This is a genomic window from Methanolobus mangrovi (assembly GCF_031312535.1).
In the GTDB taxonomy this organism is placed as follows: Archaea; Halobacteriota; Methanosarcinia; order Methanosarcinales; family Methanosarcinaceae; genus Methanolobus; species Methanolobus mangrovi.
This window is the reverse complement of the sequence record NZ_CP133594.1, coordinates 1,591,439-1,615,615: the sequence shown is the minus strand read 5'-3', so window position 1 is coordinate 1,615,615 and position 24,177 is coordinate 1,591,439. Positions and strand designations below refer to the sequence as shown.

General features: G+C 41.2%; 21 protein-coding genes. 11 read left to right on the top strand and 10 right to left on the bottom strand.

Annotation, left to right across the window (positions count from 1 at the left end; genetic code table 11):
* Nucleotides 1-58 precede the first annotated feature (58 nt).
* Nucleotides 59-646 carry a hypothetical protein gene (locus RE476_RS07665; protein ID WP_309307069.1) on the top strand — a complete coding sequence of 196 codons (588 nt, stop codon included), beginning with the start codon at nt 59-61 and terminating at the stop codon, nt 644-646.
* A gap of 37 nt (nt 647-683) precedes the next feature.
* Here the strand turns inward: RE476_RS07665 and RE476_RS07660 are convergent, their stop codons facing one another.
* Nucleotides 684-1,664 (bottom strand): sensor histidine kinase, encoded by a 981-nt coding sequence (locus tag RE476_RS07660; RefSeq protein WP_309307068.1) that lies wholly within the window; start codon nt 1,662-1,664, stop codon nt 684-686.
* A 232-nt stretch (nt 1,665-1,896) separates the two neighbouring features.
* Nucleotides 1,897-2,820 carry a beta/alpha barrel domain-containing protein gene (locus RE476_RS07655; RefSeq protein ID WP_309307067.1) on the bottom strand — a complete coding sequence of 308 codons (924 nt, stop codon included), beginning with the start codon at nt 2,818-2,820 and terminating at the stop codon, nt 1,897-1,899.
* A gap of 285 nt (nt 2,821-3,105) precedes the next feature.
* Between RE476_RS07655 and RE476_RS07650 the strand changes: the two genes are divergently transcribed.
* The 4 genes from RE476_RS07650 (at nt 3,106) to RE476_RS07635 (ending at nt 6,918) form a co-directional block, all read left to right on the top strand.
* The gene (locus RE476_RS07650; RefSeq protein ID WP_309307066.1) at nt 3,106-4,947 is read left to right on the top strand and encodes a cation:proton antiporter domain-containing protein; all 1,842 of its coding nucleotides are present in this window, start codon (nt 3,106-3,108) and stop codon (nt 4,945-4,947) included.
* Between the two features lie 142 nt (nt 4,948-5,089).
* On the top strand, nt 5,090-6,019 hold the full coding sequence (locus RE476_RS07645; protein WP_309307065.1) for a replication factor A: 930 nt from the start codon (nt 5,090-5,092) through the stop codon (nt 6,017-6,019).
* The gene (locus tag RE476_RS07640; RefSeq protein ID WP_309307064.1) at nt 6,020-6,586 is read left to right on the top strand and encodes an RPA family protein; all 567 of its coding nucleotides are present in this window, start codon (nt 6,020-6,022) and stop codon (nt 6,584-6,586) included.
* A 98-nt stretch (nt 6,587-6,684) separates the two neighbouring features.
* Entirely contained in the window at nt 6,685-6,918 is a 234-nt protein-coding gene (locus RE476_RS07635) for a hypothetical protein (RefSeq protein ID WP_309307063.1), read from the top strand.
* Between the two features lie 5 nt (nt 6,919-6,923).
* On the opposite strand, the gene RE476_RS07630 is transcribed toward RE476_RS07635, so the two are convergent.
* The 4 genes from RE476_RS07630 to RE476_RS07615 all read right to left on the bottom strand — a co-directional run bounded on the left by RE476_RS07630 (nt 6,924) and on the right by RE476_RS07615 (nt 9,955).
* A complete protein-coding gene (locus tag RE476_RS07630; protein ID WP_309307062.1) occupies nt 6,924-7,457 on the bottom strand; it encodes a metallophosphoesterase in 534 nt (177 codons plus the stop codon).
* 18 nt (nt 7,458-7,475) lie between these two features.
* The gene (locus RE476_RS07625; RefSeq protein WP_309307061.1) at nt 7,476-8,264 is read right to left on the bottom strand and encodes a DUF7839 domain-containing protein; all 789 of its coding nucleotides are present in this window, start codon (nt 8,262-8,264) and stop codon (nt 7,476-7,478) included.
* Nucleotides 8,261-8,776 (bottom strand): ArsR family transcriptional regulator, encoded by a 516-nt coding sequence (locus RE476_RS07620; protein ID WP_309307060.1) that lies wholly within the window; start codon nt 8,774-8,776, stop codon nt 8,261-8,263. Before RE476_RS07620 ends, RE476_RS07625 begins: the two co-directional genes overlap by 4 nt.
* Before the next feature lie 144 nt (nt 8,777-8,920).
* Nucleotides 8,921-9,955, bottom strand: coding sequence for a deoxyhypusine synthase (locus RE476_RS07615; RefSeq protein WP_309307059.1), 1,035 nt, complete (start codon nt 9,953-9,955; stop codon nt 8,921-8,923).
* Between the two features lie 365 nt (nt 9,956-10,320).
* On the opposite strand from RE476_RS07615, the gene RE476_RS07610 reads away from it, so the two are divergent.
* Both RE476_RS07610 and RE476_RS07605 read left to right on the top strand, forming a co-directional pair.
* Nucleotides 10,321-10,932 (top strand): hypothetical protein, encoded by a 612-nt coding sequence (locus RE476_RS07610; protein WP_309307058.1) that lies wholly within the window; start codon nt 10,321-10,323, stop codon nt 10,930-10,932.
* Nucleotides 10,933-11,002: 70 nt separating this feature from the next.
* The gene (locus tag RE476_RS07605) at nt 11,003-11,794 is read left to right on the top strand and encodes a nitrilase-related carbon-nitrogen hydrolase (protein ID WP_309307057.1); all 792 of its coding nucleotides are present in this window, start codon (nt 11,003-11,005) and stop codon (nt 11,792-11,794) included.
* A gap of 8 nt (nt 11,795-11,802) precedes the next feature.
* Here the strand turns inward: RE476_RS07605 and RE476_RS07600 are convergent, their stop codons facing one another.
* The 3 genes from RE476_RS07600 to RE476_RS12910 all read right to left on the bottom strand — a co-directional run bounded on the left by RE476_RS07600 (nt 11,803) and on the right by RE476_RS12910 (nt 16,944).
* A complete protein-coding gene (locus RE476_RS07600; protein ID WP_309309577.1) occupies nt 11,803-13,341 on the bottom strand; it encodes an ATP-binding protein in 1,539 nt (512 codons plus the stop codon).
* Between the two features lie 265 nt (nt 13,342-13,606).
* Nucleotides 13,607-16,495, bottom strand: coding sequence for a leucine--tRNA ligase (leuS, locus tag RE476_RS07595; protein ID WP_309309576.1), 2,889 nt, complete (start codon nt 16,493-16,495; stop codon nt 13,607-13,609).
* A 296-nt stretch (nt 16,496-16,791) separates the two neighbouring features.
* On the bottom strand, nt 16,792-16,944 hold the full coding sequence (locus tag RE476_RS12910; RefSeq protein WP_406600962.1) for a hypothetical protein: 153 nt from the start codon (nt 16,942-16,944) through the stop codon (nt 16,792-16,794).
* 117 nt (nt 16,945-17,061) lie between these two features.
* Between RE476_RS12910 and cgi121 the strand changes: the two genes are divergently transcribed.
* The 3 genes from cgi121 (at nt 17,062) to RE476_RS07580 (ending at nt 20,059) form a co-directional block, all read left to right on the top strand.
* Nucleotides 17,062-17,571, top strand: coding sequence for a KEOPS complex subunit Cgi121 (gene cgi121, locus RE476_RS07590; RefSeq protein ID WP_309307056.1), 510 nt, complete (start codon nt 17,062-17,064; stop codon nt 17,569-17,571).
* A 100-nt stretch (nt 17,572-17,671) separates the two neighbouring features.
* Nucleotides 17,672-18,763 (top strand): class II fructose-bisphosphatase, encoded by a 1,092-nt coding sequence (gene glpX / locus RE476_RS07585; protein WP_309307055.1) that lies wholly within the window; start codon nt 17,672-17,674, stop codon nt 18,761-18,763.
* A gap of 18 nt (nt 18,764-18,781) precedes the next feature.
* Nucleotides 18,782-20,059: a tRNA (N(6)-L-threonylcarbamoyladenosine(37)-C(2))-methylthiotransferase gene (locus RE476_RS07580; protein WP_309307054.1), complete on the top strand. Its 1,278-nt coding sequence runs from the start codon at nt 18,782-18,784 to the stop codon at nt 20,057-20,059.
* Between the two features lie 45 nt (nt 20,060-20,104).
* On the opposite strand, the gene RE476_RS07575 is transcribed toward RE476_RS07580, so the two are convergent.
* On the bottom strand, nt 20,105-21,850 hold the full coding sequence (locus tag RE476_RS07575; RefSeq protein ID WP_309307053.1) for a chloride channel protein: 1,746 nt from the start codon (nt 21,848-21,850) through the stop codon (nt 20,105-20,107).
* A 440-nt stretch (nt 21,851-22,290) separates the two neighbouring features.
* Between RE476_RS07575 and RE476_RS07570 the strand changes: the two genes are divergently transcribed.
* The gene (locus RE476_RS07570; RefSeq protein WP_309307052.1) at nt 22,291-23,898 is read left to right on the top strand and encodes a PGF-pre-PGF domain-containing protein; all 1,608 of its coding nucleotides are present in this window, start codon (nt 22,291-22,293) and stop codon (nt 23,896-23,898) included.
* Nucleotides 23,899-24,177: the final 279 nt, after the last annotated feature.

The window sequence follows — 24,177 nt, the reverse complement described above, 5'->3', positions numbered from 1 at the left end:
TACACCTGATAAGTAATTCAACACATCAAATGTACATTTTATCAAAGAAGGGGTATTCATGGAAAATGATGAGATCATAGAAAATGTAAAAACTAGCATCATTAGTATGAAGGGTGTAGGGACTACACTTTTACTTAATGAGGAGGACCGTGAGATTATCCAGGAACTTGAGAAAAAAGCGGATGAGATGACTCTTATGGGGCTTGGTAGGGGTGATAATAAAGGTGTAAAAGCAGTTCTGAAAAATGATGTCATCTTTGCTTTTACCACAAATATGGATTTCAGCTGGCCTGAAGGTCCGAATGTAATTCTCATGCACAACGAGTGTGTTGTAGGTCAGGATCTTGACGATGAGGCCAAACTTGAGGAAATGAAATCCTGCAAGGATAAACTTGTTATCGGTAATATTGTCATATACGACACAAGTGTCCTCAAAAAGATGGACGCCAAGAATAATCCATTGATCGTTGTATTGCCACCGAAACCCTGCGAGGAAGTCGAATGTGTGGACAAGGTGTGTAATGTAGTACTCGCATCCCCTTCCCCTCCAAGTGATGAGTATCTTAAGGGAAAGATGGGACTTGACAATCTCCACGGGACAGGTACTTTCCTGCTGGGATTCGATTTCGATTGTTCCTGTAATTAATAATTAGTATGGTGTTTGCTTGCAAACATCTTATATTCTATTTTTTAATCTGTCCGTGTTTTGGGGTTGGAAGCCTTATGTGAGCTATTGTCCCTTTCCCAAGCTCGCTTTCTATCCAGATCTTTCCTTTATGTGCTTCCGTGATGGACCTTGCAATATGTAATCCCAGTCCGTTACCGCCATAATGTCTTGTTTTGGAACCGTCTACCTGATAGAATCTTTCAAAAATGTTATCGATCTCATTTTCGGATATGCCTATTCCCTCATCAATAATTTTTATGTGGAGACTTTTGTAGCCTTCGTGCGCTACTACACGGATTGTTTTTTCAGTGGGGCTGAATTTGGTGGCATTTTCCAATAACTGTATCAACACTTCCAGGAGGTATTTCTTATCTCCTTCTATAAAAGAAAGTCCCGGCTGGATATCAACTTCAATATTCTGCCTTTTTTGTATGAGCTGGTCGGATAATTCGAAAACAGCTCCTGTAATCACATCATCTATTCTAAGAGTTGTAAATGTATATTCTATATCTCCTGATTTTGCAGCACTGACAAATATCAGGGAATCAATGAGTCTTTCAAGTTTCTCAGAAGAAGCTATCATTTTTTTCAAAGATTCTTTTTGCCTTTGGTTTGTTTCACCAAGAGTTTCATCGTAAAGGAGTTCAGAATAACCTCTGATGGGGACAAGAGGGGTTTTGAGTTCATGCCTGAGATTTGAAATGAACTCTTCCTTAATGATTGCAACAGAATTGAATTCTTTAACTGCACTCCTGACATCCATGCATCTTCGAAATGAAAATATCCATGATGCAGCCATCAGGAATGTAATGGTGACCAATAATTCTCCGAATCTCCATTTTTCAACAGAATCGAAGATACCAAAAAAAATACTTGAAACGCCGATGAGTGATGATATGAATAGTACAGTTATCGTTGCTAAGGCTATCAGTAACGTATCAAAAATTATTCTCCTATGGATAATTTCTTTTCGTGTGTTTATTGATTTTTCATCCATGACCGGCTTATCCTAGTTATATCCGGAAATATATTTCCTCCTTTCTATATATGCCTGTTCTTGTTAATCAGATAAATATTGTATTTTAAGCAAATATTTAACAATTTTCAGAGGCGAGCAGAGTGGAAAGTATAACACAGTAAAATTCCAGATCATGAAAAAATTGAAAATAAAAAAGTCAGTTAAAAGAGGGCAACATGGCAAGGCCAGTGTTTCCCTCTTATCTTAATAATTATTCACCTTTGTAGATCTTCAATGCATCTTCAACAGGTGCATCCTCAATGGTAATAGCATAGATGGCATTGCATAGCCTAATAGCTTCGTCAAGTGATCTTTGGTGTATGTTCCTTCCTGTTGCATTACCTTCTGCACCGCTGACATGAATCTGTGCATAGAGTTTCTTGAGGAAAGCTTCAGGATCATCGCTGGAACCGCCTGCACAAACGACCTTTGTCCTTCCTGCAGCAAGGACTGCTTCCTTGAATGCATCTTCTGACTTCATACCTTCTGCTTTTGGATAATTGACCTTCACAAAGTCTGAATTAAGGCATGCTCCAACACCTGTTGCACCTGCTATAAGATGTGGGTCTTTCTCATTTCCAACAGCTTTTCCTCTTGGATATATCCAGAGTACTGTTATCATGCCATACTTATGTGCAGTATAGATCAGCTGTGCAGCCTGATGCAGCATTTCAGCTTCATACTCGCTTCCAAGGTATATTGTGTATCCAATACCAAGTATCTTCAGACCACTGTTGTCGCGGAACTGTGCCACTTGGTGCATATCATACCACTGATTGCTGAATGGGTCATCCTGCTCTGTTTTAATAAGGTGGGATTTGGAGTTGACCTTTACAAGGTATGGGACATCAGGGTAATCCATGCCATATCTGGCAATGAGTCCCATCTGGGTGGCAAAGACTCCTATATTTGAATTTGCAGCAATTTTGAAAAGGTGCTCAGGATCGTTGTCATCTGAGGGTATGTCCTCTCCGAAAAAATCATCATTCAGATGTTCGACTTTCTGGTCACCTGCAAATAGCATCAACCTGCCGGTTTCGCGGGTAATCTCCATGTAATTCTTAATGTATGTCTCACGTGCTTCCTGCGGCACATCTAATGGGACTTTGATGTCTTCTTCTTTTATTAAGACCATTTTAATCACTCGAGTTTAAAATGTTATTCAATAAGCGTTTTGTTTCCTACCTACCCTTAATCATGTTTTTCTATTTTAATCATTGTGTGGCTGGAGGAAAGTATATGATTTCGACAAATACATTTTTATCAATGGCAAACTACGATACCACATAACATATATTGGTCTGGAATTATCATTTTATTCCCTGCATCAGGGTTTTATATCTATAGTCCTATCAGATAAATAAAATACATAGTGCATATATTAAAATCACGTAAGCATAATTTTGCATACTCACGGAGCATGGTTGTGGATTCGATATACCTTCTGGAAATAGTGGTTTCTGTGCTTTTCATGAGCATGGTCGCCCAGACACTTAGTAAGTACTTCAAAGTACCTGTTATTATGTTCCTTCTGCTGGAAGGGATACTTGTTGGCCCTGAAGTACTGAATTTTATCGATCCGAACATGTTCGGTGACGGTCTTACGGCGATTGTATCTCTTTCGGTTGCTGTAATAGTATTTGACGGCGGTCTGCATATTGATGTTAAAAGCATTCGACCTATACAGAAGACTGCTTTAAAATTAACTACTATCGGTGTTCTGATAACTTTCATCGGGGCAACGCTGGTTACGTATTCCCTGTTAGACGTTCCCTTAAAACTTGCAGCACTTTTCGGAGCCCTAGTGGCTGCAACGGGTCCGACAGTGATAACGCCTCTTGTAAGGAACATACATGTCAATCATAAAGTAAGTAAGATACTTGAAATTGAAGGCGTTTTTAATGATGCAGCCAGCGTCATCCTTGCAGCATTCATGTTCGAATGGATAGTTTCCCAGCTTACGGGATTCAGTGCTGTGGTCTTTATTCTGCAGAGGCTTATAATAGGTATCGTTATAGGTATGGTAAGCGGAACCATCCTGAAACGTTTTCTTTCAAGTGGTTCTCTTGTAACTGATCAGACTGCCCGTCTTTTTACTTTAACACTGGTAATAACAGCCTATGTTCTATCTGAGGTATTGGGCAATGAATCAGGTATCCTTGCAGTTGCAGTTTTTGGAATAGTCACCGGTACATCCAACATCCCTCACAAGCAGGCTCTTAAAGAGTTTAAATCTGATCTTGTGATGCTGATGTTGTCTATTATATTCATCCTTCTTGCAGCTATGCTCAAGTTCGAGGACATTATCGGAATCGGTGTGAATGGTATCATAGTGGTCTTGCTGTTGATAATTCTGGTTCGTCCTCTGGCGGTATTTGGTTCTACAGTGAATTCCCATCTTAGGCGAAATGAGAAATTGTTCATATCATTCATAGGTCCAAGGGGTGTTGTACCGGCATCCATTGCAACCTATTTTGCAATTAAACTGGATTCTTTCAATATCCTTGGTGGTCAGATGCTGGTGGGACTTGTATTCCTGACAGTTATTATCACAGTCATAACAACCGGTACTTTAGCAAGAAGAGTAGCTAATCTTTTAGGAGTTATACCTATGGAAATCCTTATTATCGGAGGGGGCGAGGTCGGTAGGATCTTGGCCGAGAGATTTGAGAAGCGAGGCGAGAATGTAGTTGTAGTTGACAATTCTGAAGAGAAATGTCAGCGCCTGTTGAAACAGGGTATACGTGTGGTTCACGGGGATGCTGAGGATATCAACGTTCTAAAGGCTGCAGGCATAGAGAAAGCCAAGTATGTGGTTGCTACTACCGATCAGGATAATACAAATCTCTTAGTGTCCCAGATAGCAAAGAGCAAGTTCAACCTGAAGGAGGATCAGGTAGTTGCAAGGGTCAACAATGTGGAGAATCTGCATGCATTTTGGGATCTCTCGATACGTTCAATGAGTCCACAGATGACCACTGCCCTTGTTCTTGATAACATGGTAGGAAAACCTTCTATGTTCTCCATGTGTGAGGTCGGGGAAGAAGGGGAGATGCTTGAGGTTAGGGTCACAAACCCGAAGGTTGCAGGCAAAGCCATAAAGGAGTTGACACTTCCTGAGAACAGTTTGTTGCTGATGATAAGGAGGGGTGATAAGTCACATATCGCCAATGGCAACCTTGTCCTGGAGTATGATGACCTTGTTACTGTTATTGGAGAGGATGATGCGGCAAAAGAAGTTGCAGATATTCTTCATAGATAAGTTCTCTATTGTGGTAGTTCTCTGAACTATCAACTCTTTATATATTACTTTCACTTAGCTTACAACTTAATTATATAGGGTTGGAGCATACAGATAAATTGCCTCTCAAGATGATACAAACAAGGGGCTTGAGGATTTGAATATGAAACAATTAGCACAGGAAATTAGTGGCAGGTTCCATGAACTTGGGGTGGAGATTCCTATTGAGGATATCGAAGAACGTCTTGACAAAATGATAATGAAGTTCAAGGTTCCAAAGGAAGAAGCACGCCGAAGCGTCGTAAACTACTTTTTAAAATCATACAATATCAATAGGGGTGAGTTCTACACCGGTCAGTCAGAATCACCAACTGTAGCCATATCTGATATAACGGTAGACGGGAAGTGGGTTAATGTGAGGGGGAAAATTGTCCAGCTATGGGACAATTCTCATGAATCCATTTCTCAGGTGGGGCTTGTGGGGGATGAATCCGGAACCATCAAATTCACACTTTGGGAAAGTGCCGGAGCACCTCTGGTGGAAGAAGGTAAAAGCTACGTATTCAAAAACGTAGTCGTAAATGAGTGGAATGGTAAATTCCAGTTGAATGTCAATAAGAGCAGTTCCATTGAATCCATTGATGAGGAGATCGAGGTAGGAACTACGGCCGTGGAGTTCAAAGGTGCCATGGTGGACATACAGTCCGGTTCAGGCTTAATAAAAAGGTGTCCTGAGTGCAATCGTGCATTGACAAAGGGAGCCTGCATGGAGCACGGTAAGGTGGATGGTGTCTATGATCTTCGCATAAAAGCTGTTATGGATAATGGTGCTTTCATACAGGATACTATACTGAAAAGAGATCTTGTCGAAGAGATCACTGGCATGACGCTTGAAAATTCAATTGCCCTTGCGGCAGATGCTCTTGATCAGGGAGTTGTCCTTGAGCAAATGAAAAAACTACTTGTGGGTAAATATTACCTTGTAAGTGGGTCCAAAATCGAACGATATCTGCTTGCAGATTCCATAACTCCGATATTCTCATTCGAAATGTCTGAACTGGATGCACTAATAGCCGCAGCAGAGGTGATCTGAATGGCCGGATACACAAGAGAAGTTGCCAGAAGAGTATTTGCCCAGGAGTTCAGGGAGTCCAATCTTAGTTTCAAGGATGGTGATGACCAATATGCTCCGCAGTATCTCCTCACTCCAACAGGTGCCAAGGTAAATCGTATATTCATTGTCGGTACACTCATTGAAAAAGAGGATATAGGTACTGATTCAGAATATTGGCGCGGCCGTGTTACAGATCCTACCGGTTCTTTCCTTATATATGCCGGGCAATATCAGCCTGAAGCTGCCCAGGTGCTTGCTGAATGTGAAACTCCTGCTTTTGTTGCAGTAGTCGGCAAACCAAGTACTTATACTACGGGCGAAGGTGATGTTATTACTTCTGTACGTCCTGAGTCACTCTATATAGTTGATGGACAAACCAGGGATATGTGGGTAATAGAAACTGCAAAATGTACTCTGGATAGGATCAAGAATCTTGAGAGTACGTCTGCCAATACACAGCGTGCAAAGGAATACTACAGTCCTGATGCTAAGCACTATTCTTCAATGGTTGCTCAGGCTTTGAGATCCTTAAAAGAAACATATTAAATACCCGTATTCAAGGGCATATTCTTGCCCTTTTCTACTCTTTTATCGACCAAAAGTGCCATATGTAACGTAAGCATTGTGATTTTTGAGGGTGTTACATGAAAACTTATCTGGTTCTCTGGTTTAACAGTAACGGCGCAATGCCTTCTGAAATAAACCGAAGTCTGATGTCTCTTGGATTCAAACAGGTACAGGGAAATTATGACTATGTTTATGACTGGGGCGACAATGTGGATCTGGATGAGATCCTTCTATTCACTGATAGAATTCAGATGACATTGAAAGGCACTGGTGTGATGTTTAAAACAGAAACTATCAATGGCCAGAATTAGGCCTTTTACTTATTGTCTTCACCAAGTTTGCGGGAAAAGTCAATATATCCACAGGATTGACCCGTTATCGGAATAATATTTGTCTCGATCGTGCCGTTTTTGATTTGTAGTTCAATTGCGCATGGATCGGACATCCTCGGTTTTGTAGGTGATCCGGGACAGATAAGAAGCACATCACTTTTTTCGATAATTGGTCTGTGTAAATGTCCGAACACAAGAATGTCTACTCCCATTTCCAGAGCCATGTATCTTGTTGCAGTATTGTCAACTATTGAGAGTGACGCTTCATGGATGACTCCGATCTTAACTCCTTCTACTTCAAAGACCAGCTTTTCAGGGAGTAGCTCTTTTACAGCAGGTTCATCTGAATTGCCGTGTACGGCTTTTAGTTTACCTGTTGCATCAAGGGCTTTGAAAAAAGACAGTGAATCAAAATCACCGGCATGAATTATCATATCATACTGGTCGAAAACATCAGAAAGGTAAGCTGGAATACTGTCTGTTTCCAAATGGGTGTCCGATACCAATATGATTTTCATGCAATCATCTTTGTCCGATTATTGTATACTAAGGTCAACAAGCTCGTATTCCAGGTTCTCTGTTTCAAGCCTGCTTAGAATGGATGGTACTTCTTCGTCGATTGCCAGCACCAGTGATGAAAGTCCGTGATAAGCAGCCTCTATGACTGATTCCTTTGCTCCGAACATAACATGTGGTTCCAGGCCAATTCTCTTCAGAGCTATAAGTGACTCCACACCTACTGTTGCAATATATGCTTTAGATTTAGCAAGAGCCCTCAATCGTTCCACATCAACATTGCGTGATCCGCCCCGCTCAACTCTTGGTATCCTGCAAATAGTAATACTTGCATTTTCAAGATCAATAAGGCCCATCAAGTCCGTAACTCCAACATCTTCGCCCTTCTTTGCGCTTGAAATCGTTGTTCCGGTTGCGTTTGTAACTCCGGTGGTGCTTACATATAGCAGGCCTTTGTCCATATTAAGGTAGACCTCTTTTCCTTCTTCAAGGTCTTCCTCAGCAATTGCAGTCCAGGTAGAAACATGGCTGATTATATCGCTCATTACATAGCGTGCATATCTCTTCATATCTGCGGCATTCTCAAGTACCCATTCAACACCAAGTTTTGTGATTCTATAGCGTACTCTTCCTTCCGAATAGACCAAACCTTCTGCAACAAGTTCCTTAATGTACTCGGATACTGCCTGGGGAGTAACTCCTATCTTCTCAGCAATTTCTTTTTGTCGTACATTAGGTTGGTGCGCAGCCACTTCGATCAGTATCTGGAATTTTGTGATACCACTTTTGCTATGAAGAAGTTCTATCATTCTGTTTCTCCATTCAGAAGTACCTTGAGTCTTTGTCCCATGACTGTGAGTTTATCAGACCTGCGGGCAACCGCACGAATGTATAGTGGACTCTTGTTCAATGCTCTTGTAAGACTGCTCATGGAATCGTTTCCCTGTTCAACTAACTTCTCAAGTTCTTCAATGGCATCTTTCACATCTTCATAAGGCATGAAGGTGAGCATAATGATGTCACTCATGTCTTCAAAAGAACATTGGAAATTTGTCTGGACTTTAGAATAGGATGAACGGTATTCTTTTTCAGGAGTCTTGCCAGGTTCTGGCATGTGCCACTGGCTTTCGATCAAACCGCTTTTTTTGAGTATAGTAATGCTTTTAGTTACGTCAGTGCCTAAAAGCTCCTCAAGATCTTCCTTTGTCATCCATAGGTTCAGAAGTGAATCAAATACTTTTTTGTGTCTATGGGATCCAAAAACCTGGAGCAGAGGTACGAGTTCGGAAGGATCATTAATAATTCTTGTTCGTTTACTCATTTAATTACCTCATCTTGTCAACGTACCTGGTAAAAATAGCTACATTTGAACTTCTTAGTTGTTCATGTGGAAATGTATTGCCCACGTGTTGTCTATTTTAGTACCTATAATATGGAGGTTACACTTAATAAAGGTGTTGTGATTTCATAATGTTTCGAAATAGATATTTGCCTGTCCTTCTTCCCAGTTGAATGAAGGTGTTTTTCGTACCTGATCTTTTGTCTTTTCGTACAGTGCCTGGGTCACAATTGGAAGTGCTATTGTAGCATCCGCAAAGACCTGGACTTTTTTTGCTTCCTTTGCAATTTTGCCCCATGAGACTGCTTCGTCGAATGTACATCCTGACAGCCCGCCCCAGTGAGGGACATCGGCAGTATATTGGATTGCATATTCGTGACCTGCGACCTCATGTCCCATGATTGAAGCAACGACCTCGGTCTGCTGGATGAAGTTCTTTGGGACTCCTCCTCCAACATAGATAACTCCGGTCTTTTCTGAAAGTTCCACCATCTGCGTAATTTCATCAACATCTTTTATCTGGTCGATATTGACATTACAGCCAAACCTTCTTGCAATGGTAAGGCCGATTCCTATTGAACTGTCACAGAGAGCGGGTATGAAGATAGGTACGTTGTGCTTATAGGCACTGGCAATAATGGATTGACTATCGCCTCTTTCAGAGATCTCCTTGCCTAGGAGGCGAATGAATTCCCTTGAAGAGTATTGTTCTCCATCATGCCTTTTAGCAAAATCTGCTATGAAATGGTCCGTATTCCTGAATTCTTCCTCATATGCAAAAACATCATATATCCTGTCTACGCCATGCTCAAAGAGTTCCTCATCATTAGCCATATGCGACCCTACGTAATGTTTCAGGCCAAGGGCTTCATGACAATCGTGAAATATATTTGCTCCTGTACTTACAAGGCAATCGATCAGGCGATTTTCTATAAGGTAGGTTATGACCTTTCTCATTCCGGCAGGTACCATTGCTCCGCTAAGTCCCATGAAAATAGTAACATTTTCATCTTTCAGCATATTTTCCCATGCTTTTACGGACTCAGCAAGTTTCCTTCCCTGAAATCCGGTATATTGCATTGCATCCATCAGATCACTAACAGACCTGTCTTTGATCTCAACTGGTCTGGTGGGGTTTTGGGTAAATGTAGGTAAACGCATTCAATCCTCCGAAAGTGTCACAAACTGAAATTAAGTTCAATTTTTGCCTTATAGATATAAATGATGTTGCAATATTAATGGCTTTCAGATATTCCAGGGTACACAAGGTTTATCGATCAAAATAATTTCATAGAATCAGATGTGTGGATTCAAAATGATGTTATGATCATTCCATCGCAACAGGGAACAGTTTTTTATACGCCAACTTAACATTGAGTGGGTTACTATTGTATAGTTTCCATTCAGCTTATGAGGGACTCTTATAACGTCATTATTACTTTTAAATCTACCTGTTTTTAAACTGAATTTTTTTAAAAGGAACCGCTAAATATATCAGGTTTGTTACCAATCATGATGCAGTTACTATGTCTGCAAACATCTATCTACTTATCAAGGAAATTCTTAAGGGTAGACAGCTTTCTATCAGTGGCGTAACGCGTGAGCTGAAAGATAAGGGAATAGATGAGCATCGTCTTGTAATGACCGGTTACCTGCGTGCTCTCAAGGATCTCAAAAAGTTAAATGAAGTTGAGATTCCTCCCTCCAAGGTATACAGTATTGTAGAGGCCGGGCAAAACGAAAGTGGTGACATATATTCATTTATATCTGAATACATAAAATCGGTAGAATCCTCCTTAATGATCCCTGTTGCTGTTTATGTCTTATCAAGAACGCTTGATAGGCCGGTATTTAAGGAAGAGTTCATTAAAATGGGTTTTAGTGCCAAAAGCCTGACAGATTATCTTGCATCAGCAAATTGTGCTATTACGCTGGCAGACAAAATTCCAAAAGAATACGTTACAGGTATCACTAAGATAAAGATCGCTCCTGAAGGGCCTGCCTATGAGCTTAAAAACGTGAACCCAGTTATCATAAAACATTCCAATTGTATACTTATCAAGATAGTCAGGAGTTCCATTGATATAAGTGGCTTGATACCTAAAACAAAATCTACCACAATCACCGATTTTGAATAAGTATATCCTTCCAGGTTCTTGATGCCAAACGTACACTGGGCCTAAAAATAGATCAAAAGGTTTTGTTTCTATGAACAGCATAAAGGTAGCCTGTATCCAGATGGATATACTCAACTGCGAAAAGGAAACGAATATAGTAAAAGCCCTTACTATGGCACACGTAGCTGTGTCAGAAGGTGCTGAGCTTCTGGTATTTCCTGAAGTGTTTTCAACCGGATTCTGCTATGAAAACATGGTGGATTCTGCGGAGCATATGCCTGGTGAAACTGTAAAGAGGATGTGTGATTTCTCTAAAGAACATGAATGCATACTCATCTTTTCTATAATCGAAAGAAAGGATGGTGTAAAAGGTCCTGATTATTATAATCTTGGTATCTGCATTGAGGACGGAGAGATTGCAGGGTTATATCGTAAAACCCATCCTTTCAAAAAAGAAAAACAGTATTTTTCTGCGGGAAATGAGATTGTTCCAATCAGGCTCATGAACAGGGATCTGGTAATTGGTCTTCAGATATGTTATGAAATACGATTTCCTGAGGTTGCCCGAAAATTAGCTCTTGAAGGCTCTGATATTCTTGTGACAATTGCTGAGTTTCCTTCTCCGCGGGGTCATATCTGGAAATCCCTTGCAATCGCACGTGCAATTGAGAACCAGATACCACATATCGCATGTAATCGTGTGGGGGATGGTCCGGATTCATCATTCTTCGGAGGTTCAATAATAGTTGATGCTCTGGGCGAGGTCAAAGAAGAAGCAGGGGATAAGGAAACTGTAATTTCCCATCTCCTTGAACTTGAAAAGACTGTTAATGTACGAAAAACGATTCCGGTGTTCGATGACAGAAGGTCTGATATATACTAAAATTCTCTTTAATTCTTTGCTTTTTGAAGAGTGACTTTGAAAGTGGTTCCTTTTCCATCAGTCCCATCTTGTACTTCCACTGTTCCTTCATGCAGGTCTATTATACGCTTTACGATAGCAAGTCCAAGGCCTGATCCTTTTACATTTACTTTATGTGCCCGCTTGAACCTGTCAAAGATGTGGGGTTTATCTTTATCCGGGATTCCTTCTCCTTCATCGGTGATTGATACTTCCCATTCATCATCCAGATCATCGATATTTATTGTAATGGTGCTTCCTGCAGGACTGTACTTGATAGAATTTCCTATGAGGTTTGAGAACACATCCTCTATAGTAGTATTAACATCAGCCGGATATTCGCCAGTGGGTTCAAAAGTAATATTCATTGCTTTTCCATCCAGTTTTGGCTTGAGATTATCAATTATCTCTTTGATTATCTCTTTCAGGTCCATGGCTTCAAAATCAAGCTCATCCATGTTCTCGAGTTTGGCAAGATTGGCAGCATTCTCGATGAGGTCGATCAGCTTCTTGTTATTCCTTTCAATTGCCTTTAGTGCGTCTTTTCGCTTATCCTCGTTCTCCAGTTCAATGAGATATTCCACATAACCCTTGATTACAGTGGCAGGATTTATGAGGTCGTGCCTGAGTATGTCGGTAAAGAGGTCTTTGAGTTCATTTGAGTTCTTCAGTTCAAGGGAGTATTGTTTCAATTTTTCTTCAGCTATTTTTCTCTCCCTTATCTCAACTTCCAGTTCCCTGTTCTTTGAATTAAGTTCTGATGTTTTCTCGTCCACCTTGTTGCGCAGGGTCAGGCTCAATATAACAAATAATAATAGCAAACTGCCACCAACGCCAACAGACAACTTAAGCCACGAAGGACTCTCCCACGTGGTCAGGTCAGGATTGCTTGTTTGGGCTGGCACATAAGATATATTCCCATCTTCAATTACCATCTGGGCAATATTTTCATCGATAATCCTGGCAATTTCATTGTCAGTATTTTTGGGTAATGCGAAAACCATGTCAGTGGGGGATATAACAAAAGATATTTTTTCCACGTCATATTGTGCTTCATGTCTTTCACCGTAGGACCTTGCGATTATCCCGGCATCCGCCTCTCTGCTCTGTACCAGTTCAAAGACATCCATGTAATTATCAGCCGCTACAAATACGTAGCTGGTGTTAGAAGTGCCCAGACTTGCATTGAAGTTATCAAAAAAGAGATCATTCTGACCGGCTATTTTTTTCCCACCAATGTCACTAGTGGAACTTATGCCTGAACCTCTGTATGTGTAAACAAGTCCCCAGTCAGTGAATGCTGCCTCAGTCGTCAGCATATATTGTTCATCCATTTCAGGTGTGAATGGGATAGCAGGCAGAATGTCTATACTGCCATTATCCAATCTCTCAAGTGACTCTTCAAGAGTGCCCTGGATAAATTGCAGTTCCCATCCTTCTTTCAAAGCTATGCTTTCCAGTATTTCAATATACAGACCTTCGGCTGTTCCGTCCTTATTTAAGTAGGTGAGTGGTTCATTCTGGTATATTCCTACTTTTACCTCATTTGCATATGCGCAGGAGGTAAGGAGTGAACTGAATATTAAGGTGGCAATAAGGACTTTAAGGAATGAATTGACGTGTTTTATCCTGATTTGGTTATGAATTGTAATTCTTCCATTTGTTGGATGTGTGATATGCTATTCTTATTTTATACAACTTAAATTTATATTTATCGCAACAAATTATGTAAGGGGCATGGACAGAATCCACAATTAAAAAAAGGAAGCTGGCTTTCAGAGCCAGCAGCAGAAATTATTCAAGATAAATTGCAGGTCTGAGGGGAGCTGCAAACCTTGACTTGTTCTCGGGATCATATTCGGGTTCATCAGCAGTATAAACCTGTATAGTGCAACCAATTTCGTTTGAAAGGCAGCCGATATTCTCCTGAAGAATTATCATTTCATCAAGATTCATTCCAAGCAGCATCTCAAATCTTTCGGTCTTCATGCTGGAAATGTCCGGCACAAGTTTCTGGACATATTTTGGAATCTCCTTCCCATACTTGCGGTTCTCCGGGTCTGCCATCAGCGTTTTAATTAGTTTTCCCGGATTGAGGTCATCTTCGTTCTTCATTTCAAGTGCCATCTTGAAAGCCTTCACTTTCCATTGCGGGGAAGTGTAAAGGGCCACCATTTTCGGTGTTATCTTGGTGACCTTTATGATCTCCTCGATATCTGAAAGTGTGCTGCATATCAATTCTTCTGCAAGCTCAGCATCGTTATCGACGAACTTTGGAGAGAATATGGGATATGCTGCCTGCGATACAAAATCACCATCTTTGTGACCCATTGCAGCCCACAGTTCTTCACTTATATGTGGTGTAAATGGTGCCATCAGACGTACCCATGTATCGAGTACATCATAGAGAAGTGCGGTTCCACCTCTCCTTTGATACCATTTTACATCGTTGTAGAGCAGGAAGAATGCATTTTGAAGCGCACTCCTTGTACGGATGGATGTCATGTCGTTATTAGTTTCCCTGATACACTGCTGAAGCCTGCTAAGCATCCAGCGATCAATGAGTTTAAGTTCTCCTTCAATACCGGATGTTGCACCGGAATCAATAATCTCATTTGCAAGTTTGTAGAACCTTTCCACCTGCTTCCTTGACGTTTCTACTCCTGAATTTCTCCAGTCAGCATCCTGTGTTTGTTCTGCACTTGAAAGGATGTACATACGTGAGACATCAGCTCCATATGTGTCAACAGCTTCTCTGAGCGTAAGTATCGGGCCTTTGGATTTGCTCATCTTCTGTCCTTCCAGGGACACAAATCCATTTACTGCAAGGGCACGTGGCCACCTGTCCTCATCAAATATAGCTACATGGTGGAACAGGAAGAACAAAAGGTGATTTGGTACAAGGTCCTTTCCGGAGGATCTCAGGTCCACTGGATACCAGTAGTCGAAATCTGACTTGATGTTTGCAATAAGTGCTTCAGGAAGTCCGGTATCAATTGCTGTCTGCTGCACGGATCCTTTGCCAAGAAGCACATAATCAAAGAGTGTAGGTGTAAGTTGCTCTACATCGATGCCCTGCGCAAAGAACTTGTTTGTGATATAATATGACATGTATATTGTTGAATCGCCAAGTGATTCGATGAGCCAGTTAGGATCGAACGGAAGTTTAGTTCCAAGTCCTTTTTTCCTTGCACAAGCCTTGTCCTTTAACCAGTCTACCTTGTTGTTGAACTCAACCCTTAGTTCCTCAGGGATAATGTCCATGTTCTCAATGCATTTGTAGACCTTATCTTTCCACTCCGGATTAGAATAATTGAGGAACCACTGTCCTTTGACCATGTTTACCACACATGGGGTTCCGCAGCGGCAAACAACGGGTTCACTGAACTCATAGAACACTTCTCCGATTCCCTGTTCAATTAGGTCTCGTGTGAGTATGTCCTTTATCTTGGAGACTGCAACACCGGCATATTTACCTGTATTCTCTTTCAGGACACCACCATGGAATTCACGGCGGTATACCATTTTCGTTGCTTCTTCAGCTTTAGGGTCTTTCTGGTCCTTTACACCGATTTGCTCAACAGCTTCAACTGCGGGATATTCTCCGAATTCCTTAGCTTGTATAAGGGAAATAAGTTTGATGTCTCTGAGGTCTTCTGTAATGCCATATTCAGAGAGGTCTTTGTCATAGAGATCCTTGAGTGCCAGATAATCATAAGGCGCATGTGCGGGAACACTCATAACTATTCCACTGCCGTTCTCTGCTTTAACAAAGGATGCAGGCAGGGTAATTACTTCATTTCCTGAAAGCGGATTCTTTACTTTGATGCCTATAAGGTCTTTTCCAGGAATGTTTTCTATGAACTCAATGGTTCTGTCGGTGAAGGTTAGTTTCCTGTAAGCTTCCTGACTTACTATCCATATCTCTTCACGACCGTCCTTTGTAACCTTTATTTTAGCATGTTCTATGTCCGGGTTCACCCAGAGGTTAGTAACACCAAAAATAGTCTCAGACCTGAGCGTTGCACATGGCAGCACCATTCCGTCATACCTGAACTTCATCAGGGTAAAGTCAACGATCGTAGCCTCTTCTCCGTGGAGGATATCATGGTCTTCTACAGGGTTATTGTCATTAGGGCACCATTTTACAGGGTGTGCGCCTTTTACGATAAGTCCTTTGTCATGAAGAAGATTGAACTGCCATTCGATGAATTTCTTATATGTATCATCGGTAGTTGTGAACTTACGTCTCCAGTCAATTGAATAACCAATAGAACGCATGGCTTTTTCCGCTTCCACACTGAAGTACTCTACTATTTTTTCAGGAGTTGTAAGTGTTTCAAGTATGTCATCAGGTATCCTGTGCAGACGGGAATAAACATCTATTGTCTGGGGGTCCTTGTTTGCAATCAGTTCTGCAAGTCCCACAATAGGTGTTCCTGTTACATGGAATCCCATAGGGTACAGGACATTATATCCGAGCATCCTCTTGTGCCTGGCTATGACATCTCCGATGGTGAATGTTCTTGTGTGCCCGGCGTGTAAATTGCCGTTTAAGTATGGGTAAGGGATAGTAATAAAGAATTTTTCCCTTTCATCAGGCTCAGGTTCGAATATCCTGCTCTCATTCCAACGGCTTTGCCATTTGTTCTCTATTCTCTGTGCATCGTAATCCTGTTCCATTGTTAGCACCTCTACACCGGACATAAATAACCGCAAGAGTTCATTAAATAAACTCATTCAGGTCAAATATTAAGTTTCTGTATTCATCCTGAAATGAAGTTATCCTATATCCTTTGTATCGGACATACGGAGATTACCGTAAGAAGCTTCAGGTGATACATCAATTGCCTGTTCAGTAGTGTTTTATGTGGTAATAAATAACAACCTACATAAAACACACGGAAAAGCAATTATCGATGGTTTGAATAAACCATTTCAGAAGCAGTATTCATATTTTATGATGTATTCCGGGTAGATCATTCCCAATTTCTTGTCATTTGCTCTCCACAGAAAAGACACACTAAATCTCCTTCTCCATAGTTATTAAAAGGAACAATCACTTCTCTGGCATAACCGCAGTTATGGCATTTATAACGCTTATTTTGATGTATATCATATTGTTTGTTCATAATCTCCCGTGCTCTACTTGGTTAGTTGGTCTATGGGTTGATAAAGTTAACTGGTTACATAATGAGCTAGCTATCTGACCGATATACTTATTCTCAAGGAACCTTGTATCATGGTACATGGAATTCAAGATGACAGGTGGATCTATCTACATAGACAGTGTGCCTGATTTTCTTAAGACGGTAAGGTCTGTCTCTTCTAATTATAACACTATTATCCAGGCAATGGATGCTGGCAAGATCGCAGGTGAAGAACACCTTCTTTTTTCTGTCCGGAAAGCTCTACGTGCAAAAACGAATAATTGTTGTATTGCACGTGATATGGGCATAGAGATAATGCTATATGCTTCAGGAAAAAAACAGATTGAGGAAGCATTTTCTATGGGTGTTCATGATGGGCAGATGGATGTGGTATTTGTGGTACTTGGTGAAAAAGAAGAAGTGGAACAATCTGTCCGGGACTTAAAGGACCTCATTGAAGAAACAGCTGTAATGGGATATACCATTTCTAAAAGAGCGGCTTTGATCGGGCAGTTTTCTATAACTGATAAAGAGATTCAGGCAGCAGGTGAAGAGATGATACCGTCACTTGTTCTGGAAAGGGTGGCTCTGGTTGATGTTTTAAAATAGCCTGGTAATTAAAGAATGAACCCGCGAAACTCTAATATAGAAACCATTAATACATGTGCCATCAAATTCTTCATAAGAAACAATTCAGGAAATGATAATTATGCCTCACCCTAAAACCGCTGAAGAGATGATTAAATGTGCGGGACCTATCGAGTGTTCCCTTTTGCCCCGATTATTACATGTCACAGAAGCAGCAGCAATTGCAGCTTCCTACCAGATGGGCCGTGGCGATAAGAATTATGCAGACCAGGTTTCTGTGGAAGCCATGCGTAGAATGCTGAACTGTCTTGATATGAAAGGTATGATCAAGATAGGGGAAGGAGAACGCGATGAAGCACCTATGCTTTTCATCGGTGAAGAAGTGGGAACCGGCGAAGGTGACCTGGAAGTCGATATTGCAGTAGACCCTCTGGAAGGAACCAACCTGGCAGCGAACGGAACCCCTGGTGCCATATCTGTTATGGCTATGGCTGAGAGGGGTGGGCTGTTCCATGGTCCGGATATTTATATGGACAAGATAGTTGTCGGTTCGGAAGTCGTAAAATATGAGAAAGCACATCCGGATGAAAAAATAGACCTTGATGCACCGGTACTCCATAATCTCCAGATAGTTGCAAAGGCTCTCAACAGGACTGTGGATGAGCTTGTGGTAGTTATTCTTGAAAGGGACAGGCACAAGGATAAAATAAAGGAGATAAGGGAAACAGGTGCCAGGGTGAATCTGATAACCGATGGTGATCTTATGCCAGGTGTAGCAACTGCTATTCGTGGTTCAGGTGTACACATGGTACTTGGTGCAGGTGGTTCCGGGGAAGCTGTGCTTACAGCAGCTGCAATTAAGATACTTGGTGGTAAGGTACTTGCAAGGCTTGTTCTCCCTACCGTGGCAAATGGCGGTTCACCTGAAGAGATAGCAAAGGAAAAGGCTGAAAAAATGCCAAGACTTGAGAAGATGGGCATCACAGAAGAAAACATCAACGATGTAATGGATACTGAGAAACTGGCTCCTGGAAAAGATATTATATTCTCTGCTACAGGTGTCACACCCGGATTACTGCTTAGGGGTGTCAATCTTTTCGGCGACGGCGACGCAAGGGTTCACAGTATTACCATGGGTAGTTCCGGTGTTGTCAAATTCTCAGATACTATCTATATCCATGACACCGAGAAAACTCCCCTGAGATTCATATAAGTGTTACTGATCTGTAAAATGAAAGTACATATCTCTACATACGGCTGTTCTGCAAGCCAGGCATCAGCTGAGATAATGAAGGCAAGTATCAGGGACTGCGGACATGAGCTGGTCCCTGAAAAAGATGCTGAGGTCGTTGTTATCAATACCTGTACTGTGAAGTATACTACTGAGCAGAAGATTCTTTACAAAATCAGAGAGCTGGGTGAAAAAGGCATAAAAGTTATAGTCACTGGCTGTATGCCTGAAGTACAGCTTGATGATATCATGCACCAGAATCCCAATGCCCACATACTTGGTGTGAACTCTATATCTCGACTGGGTCAGGTACTCGATTCCATGAACTCTGCAAATGGCAGTGTTAAGGTATTCCTGCCGGAGCCAGAGGGTTTCCAGAGTGTTCCAAGGATACGTTTCAATTCTAATATCCATATCAGTCAGCTATCACAGGGCTGCAACTATGCCTGTGCATATTGTATAGTGACCATTGCACGTGGTAGCCTGCGTTCATTTGAGCCGGATGAGGTCGTGGATGATGTCAGAAGGGCGGTTAAAGAAGGTTGCCGCGAGATTTGGCTGACCTCTCAGGACAATGGCCAGTATGGAACCGATAAAGAGGTCTTACTACCGCAATTGCTTGATATGATATGCAAGATACCTGGTCAGTTCAAAATTAGGGTTGGGATGATGAATCCATTTTCAGTGACACCTATTCTTGATGATCTGCTGGATTCTTTTAAAAATGAGAAGATATACAAATTTCTTCACCTGCCTATACAATCCGCATCTGATAGCGTTCTGGAAGCTATGAACAGGTATCATTCGATTTCAGAAGCTAATACAATTGTTGATAAGTTCAGGTCTCGGTTTCCTGACATGACTATTTTCACGGATATCATTGTAGGTTATCCGGGTGAAACTGATGAGGATCTTAAAAAGACCGTTGAATGGGTGAAAGCGTATAAACCTGAAAAAGTCAACATATCCCGTTTTACTCCAAGACCACATACCAAAGCCTGGGTTCTGCGGAAGATAGATTCCCGCATAATCGTGAACAGGTCCAATGAGATGCATGAGGTTTGTGAATCTGTTAAACTTGAATCAAGAGATTGTATGATTGGCAGGGAAGTTGATGTTTTCCTCTCCAAGCCTGCAAAACAGAAAGGTATGATGGCACGTACTGACTCATACAAACCAGTGGTTATTCCGGAATGTGATCTTGAACCGGGAACTACCTGTCGTGTACACATATATGATGCAACACCGGGCTATTTCCTGGGAAGGATTGTAGTTTAAGTAAATTAAACCGGTAATCTCATCAAATATTGGCTTTAACTCCGGTTAAGGTCCTTCTTTTTGTAGTCTCTGTACTTTATCCAGAATCTTCTTGTCATACAGTTTCACGATATCACTGCGTGTTATTATGCCAAGCAGTTTTTTGTTGTCTGTTTTTGAGACAACGGGGAGTCTTCCAATATCTTTAGCAGCAAGGCGCTTTAATACTGTGTTCAAGGTTTCTTCAGGGTATGCCACTTCAACGTCTTTAGTGCATATCTCATTGATTGTCTTATTAAGTTCGTCATGGCCTACTTTGTCCCTGACATCTTTAAGCGTAACAATACCAGATAGATTTCCGTTTGAATCAAGCACCGGGAATCCTGCATGCCTGCTTGATTGCATGAGAGCTATCAATGCTCCTACGTTCTTGTTTTCCGATACCGTCTGAATGTTGTGTTTCATTGCATCTGTAACAAGCAGGGATTCCATGATGTCGATTTCCCTGCCTTTTCTGATAGTGAAGCCCCTTCGATGTAGTCCTTCTGTGAATATGGACTCAGAGTAAATGGAACTTGAAACTACATTGCTGACCACGCATGCAAGCATTATCGGCAGTATCATGTTATAGTCACGTGTAAGTTCAAAAAGAACAAGGATGGATGCCAGAGGTGCCCTGCTTGTTCCCGCGAATACGGCTCCCATACCTGCAAGGGCATATGCGCCTGATTCTGCTGTGACCATTGGAAACATACCGTGAACGATGGAACCGTAGGCGCCACCAAGCATTGCACCGACAAAAAGTGAAGGTACAATTGATCCCCCTGATCCCCCTGATCCCATTGTGAAGGAGAATGCGATGATTTTCAGAAATATGAGTGCCAGCATGAGTTTTAGTGCTAGTCCGTTGTTCAGGGCATCAGTAATAACATCGTATCCTACACCGAATACCTGTGGGTAGAAGAATCCTATCAGACCCACGAACAGGCCACCTAAGGCAGGTTTGATTACCGGGTGTATGCTCAGGGAATCAAATACTTTGTGTGTTCCAAAAAGGGCACGCATTAGAATTGCAGATACTACTCCGGCCAGTACTCCAAGTAACAGATAGAGGATGGATTCAAAAAAAGGATTTACAAGTCGATATGAGGACACTTCTATTGTTTGAACGCCGAATATAACGCTTGAAACAAGTGTTGCAAAGACTGCAGAAATGACAATGGGTATGAATGAACTTGCTTCAAGTTCACCAAGTATTACCTCCACTGCGAATACGACTCCTGCAAGAGGTGCGTTATAGGCTGCTGCTATTCCTCCAGAGGCGCCGCATCCAATCAGTATCTTCACCCTGTTGCCATGTATTTTGAGTATCTGTGAGAGTGTGGATCCTACACCTGAACCTGCAAGAACCACGGGTGCTTCTTTTCCTACTGATCCGCCGGAACCGATAGACACGATAGATGCAACAACTTCCAGGAATGCATTTCTCGCTGACATTCTGCCGCCATGCAGGGCAGTTGCCTCAATGACCTCTTCAATATCATAGCGTCTTGTATGTATGAAAAAGTGAACTATTATACCGACGATGAGCCCACCAAGAGCAGGCAGCAATATTATAAAATAGCCAGGGGATTCTGGAAGTATTCCCTGGAAGGAATCATGGCTGAATTCTAGTAAACGGTCATAGAAAACTATGGTGAGTCCTGTCAGGACACCTACAACAAGTGCCAGAGAATTAGATATCAATGACTCTGTCTGCAACCATTGGAGCAAATTTTGCTTGACGTTTTTAAAAGCTGTTTTTCCATCCAAGAAGTTTCATCTCTAATTACTAAGTGGCAGGTTTAACATTTACATGCTAGATATATTTTTTGAATTGATGGCATATGTCTGCATGATTCTTTTCGGGTAGTTTCCCTGTTTATTTCCAAATCATATACTAAATTAATCAACCTGAATTTATAAATCCATCAAAATTAAATAAATTTATAATAGATTATTGTATAATGGAAGTTGTGGAGTAATGTGGGGACATCAGTGATAATACTGTATGTCCGTAAAAGTAATCAGCGTTAGCTGTATACTGACTTGTGTGTAACTTAGATATTTGGCAGATAATCGGACTAAAGTTACAAATTATTGTCAAGGGTGAGAGTATGCATCCCTTAATGAAAAACAGTACACAAAACGCTATATTGAAGTATACAAGGGCAGCATTGTCGATATTGATTGTTCTTTCTATGTTTAATCCTATGATTATTGTAAGTGCAGTACCTGTAACCGTAACCGGTATTTCAGTAAATACTGCACCAGCAAATACTGTTTATTATGAAGGCGAATCTCTGGATCTTAGCGGTCTTGTAGTCAACATTACTAAATCTGATTCCACTGTGGAGGTAATTGATTTTAGTGCGTTTGATTCAAATGGCCTTTCAACTGATCCTGCTAATAGTACTGTACTTAGTACTGAGAACGGCACAGTAACCATTATTCATACAAGTGGTCTGAGTACTAGCCAGTCAATTACAGTTAATACAGTTGCAGTAACCGGTATTTCAGTAAATACTGCACCAGCAAATACTGTTTATTATGAAGGCGAATCTCTGGATCTTAGCGGTCTTGTAGTCAACATTACTAAATCTGATTCCACTGTGGAGGTAATTGATTTTAGTGCGTTTGATTCAAATGGCCTTTCAACTGATCCTGCTAATAGTACTGCACTTAGTACTGAGAACAGCACAGTAACCATTATTCATACAAGTGGTCTGAGTACTAGCCAGTCAATTACAGTTAATACAGTTGCAGTAACCGGTATTTCAGTAAATACTGCACCAACAAATACTGTCTATTATGAAGGCGATTCTCTGGATCTTAGCGGTCTTGTAGTCAACATTACTAAATCTGATTCCACTGTGGAGGAAATTGAGTTTAGTGCGTTTGATTCGAATGGCCTTTCAACTGATCCTGGCAATGGTACTGTACTTAGTACTGAGGACGGCACAGTAACCATTAGTCATACAAGTGGTCTGGGTACTAGCCAGTTAATTACTGTAAATGCAGTCTCAACTACAACATCCACATCCGGTTCAGGTGGCGGTGGTGGAGGCTCCCTTTCTTCCGGTGAAAAGTATGAGAATATTGCTTTCAAGGATTATGTCCTGAAGGCAGTTGTAAAAGATACTGAAACAGTTTTCTCCTTTTACAAGGAGGACAACAGTATTGTTTCGGTAAGTTTTACTTCAAAGCTTAATGGTGGGCAGGTAAAAGCAGTAGTTGAAACGCTGGTGGGTACTTCATCACAGGTAAGCTCCAGTGCACCGGGCAATGTTTACAAGAATATGAATATATATGTAGATACAAAACTTGGGGCAGATGTCATAGGTAATTCAAAGATCAATTTCAAGGTGGAAAAGAGCTGGACCGATGATAATAAGTTTGATCTCTCCACAATTACACTTTTCAGGTACTCCAGTGGTGCTTGGGATCAGTTACCAACTGAGATGACAGGAGAAGATGAATCTTATTACTATTTCACTTCAACAACTCCTGGTTTCTCACCATTTGCTATTTCAAGCATTGATCCGTCTTTAATAGCAGAGGAGTCCACGGCTGAAGAGGCTGTATCCAGTTCTTCTGATACGGAAGATATGGTTATGTCTACTGAGGATGCAGTTTCAGTTGAATCAACAACTGACACATCCCAAGAGAGTAGATCAACGCTTCCATTCATGTATATCATAGCACTGGTTGGTTTAGTGTTTATCGGAGCATTTGGTTACAAGGGCAGGTTTTACTATGAAAAACTGTACATGCAAATAGGAAATCCTGATGGTAAAAGGTACAGGCGTATAAAGAAGTGAAAACTGGAATGTCCTTTCCAGAGCACATTTTTATTTTTTCAGACCCAGATGCGATTTTAAAAGGTCACTTATTTTTATTATATTACTGTGATTGAATAATTTTATTACCTATCAGATATAACGCTTATTGTAGCGGGTGGTATTACTTCAGTCTACGATATAAACTACTCCAAGTGGTCATACGATTGATCAGAGAGAGATTTAATTCTTCTTTCTGAATGCTTTATGGGGGTAAAGCATGTTTCTTAGTGGGACTAAAAAATGTATAAGAGTAACTTG

Coding starts and splice junctions, on each gene's coding strand:
- cgi121 (WP_309307056.1), top strand. CDS start 17,062: ATGGAATTCAAGATGACAGGTGGATCTATCTACATAGACAGTGTGCCT.
- RE476_RS07655 (WP_309307067.1), bottom strand. CDS start 2,820: ATGGTCTTAATAAAAGAAGAAGACATCAAAGTCCCATTAGATGTGCCG.
- RE476_RS07630 (WP_309307062.1), bottom strand. CDS start 7,457: ATGAAAATCATATTGGTATCGGACACCCATTTGGAAACAGACAGTATT.
- leuS (WP_309309576.1), bottom strand. CDS start 16,495: ATGGAACAGGATTACGATGCACAGAGAATAGAGAACAAATGGCAAAGC.
- RE476_RS07610 (WP_309307058.1), top strand. CDS start 10,321: ATGTCTGCAAACATCTATCTACTTATCAAGGAAATTCTTAAGGGTAGA.
- RE476_RS07620 (WP_309307060.1), bottom strand. CDS start 8,776: ATGAGTAAACGAACAAGAATTATTAATGATCCTTCCGAACTCGTACCT.
- RE476_RS07645 (WP_309307065.1), top strand. CDS start 5,090: ATGAAACAATTAGCACAGGAAATTAGTGGCAGGTTCCATGAACTTGGG.
- RE476_RS07650 (WP_309307066.1), top strand. CDS start 3,106: ATGGTTGTGGATTCGATATACCTTCTGGAAATAGTGGTTTCTGTGCTT.
- RE476_RS07665 (WP_309307069.1), top strand. CDS start 59: ATGGAAAATGATGAGATCATAGAAAATGTAAAAACTAGCATCATTAGT.
- RE476_RS07615 (WP_309307059.1), bottom strand. CDS start 9,955: ATGCGTTTACCTACATTTACCCAAAACCCCACCAGACCAGTTGAGATC.
- RE476_RS07570 (WP_309307052.1), top strand. CDS start 22,291: ATGATTATTGTAAGTGCAGTACCTGTAACCGTAACCGGTATTTCAGTA.
- RE476_RS07635 (WP_309307063.1), top strand. CDS start 6,685: ATGAAAACTTATCTGGTTCTCTGGTTTAACAGTAACGGCGCAATGCCT.
- RE476_RS07625 (WP_309307061.1), bottom strand. CDS start 8,264: ATGATAGAACTTCTTCATAGCAAAAGTGGTATCACAAAATTCCAGATA.
- RE476_RS07580 (WP_309307054.1), top strand. CDS start 18,782: ATGAAAGTACATATCTCTACATACGGCTGTTCTGCAAGCCAGGCATCA.
- glpX (WP_309307055.1), top strand. CDS start 17,672: ATGCCTCACCCTAAAACCGCTGAAGAGATGATTAAATGTGCGGGACCT.
- RE476_RS07640 (WP_309307064.1), top strand. CDS start 6,020: ATGGCCGGATACACAAGAGAAGTTGCCAGAAGAGTATTTGCCCAGGAG.
- RE476_RS12910 (WP_406600962.1), bottom strand. CDS start 16,944: ATGAACAAACAATATGATATACATCAAAATAAGCGTTATAAATGCCAT.
- RE476_RS07605 (WP_309307057.1), top strand. CDS start 11,003: ATGAACAGCATAAAGGTAGCCTGTATCCAGATGGATATACTCAACTGC.
- RE476_RS07660 (WP_309307068.1), bottom strand. CDS start 1,664: ATGGATGAAAAATCAATAAACACACGAAAAGAAATTATCCATAGGAGA.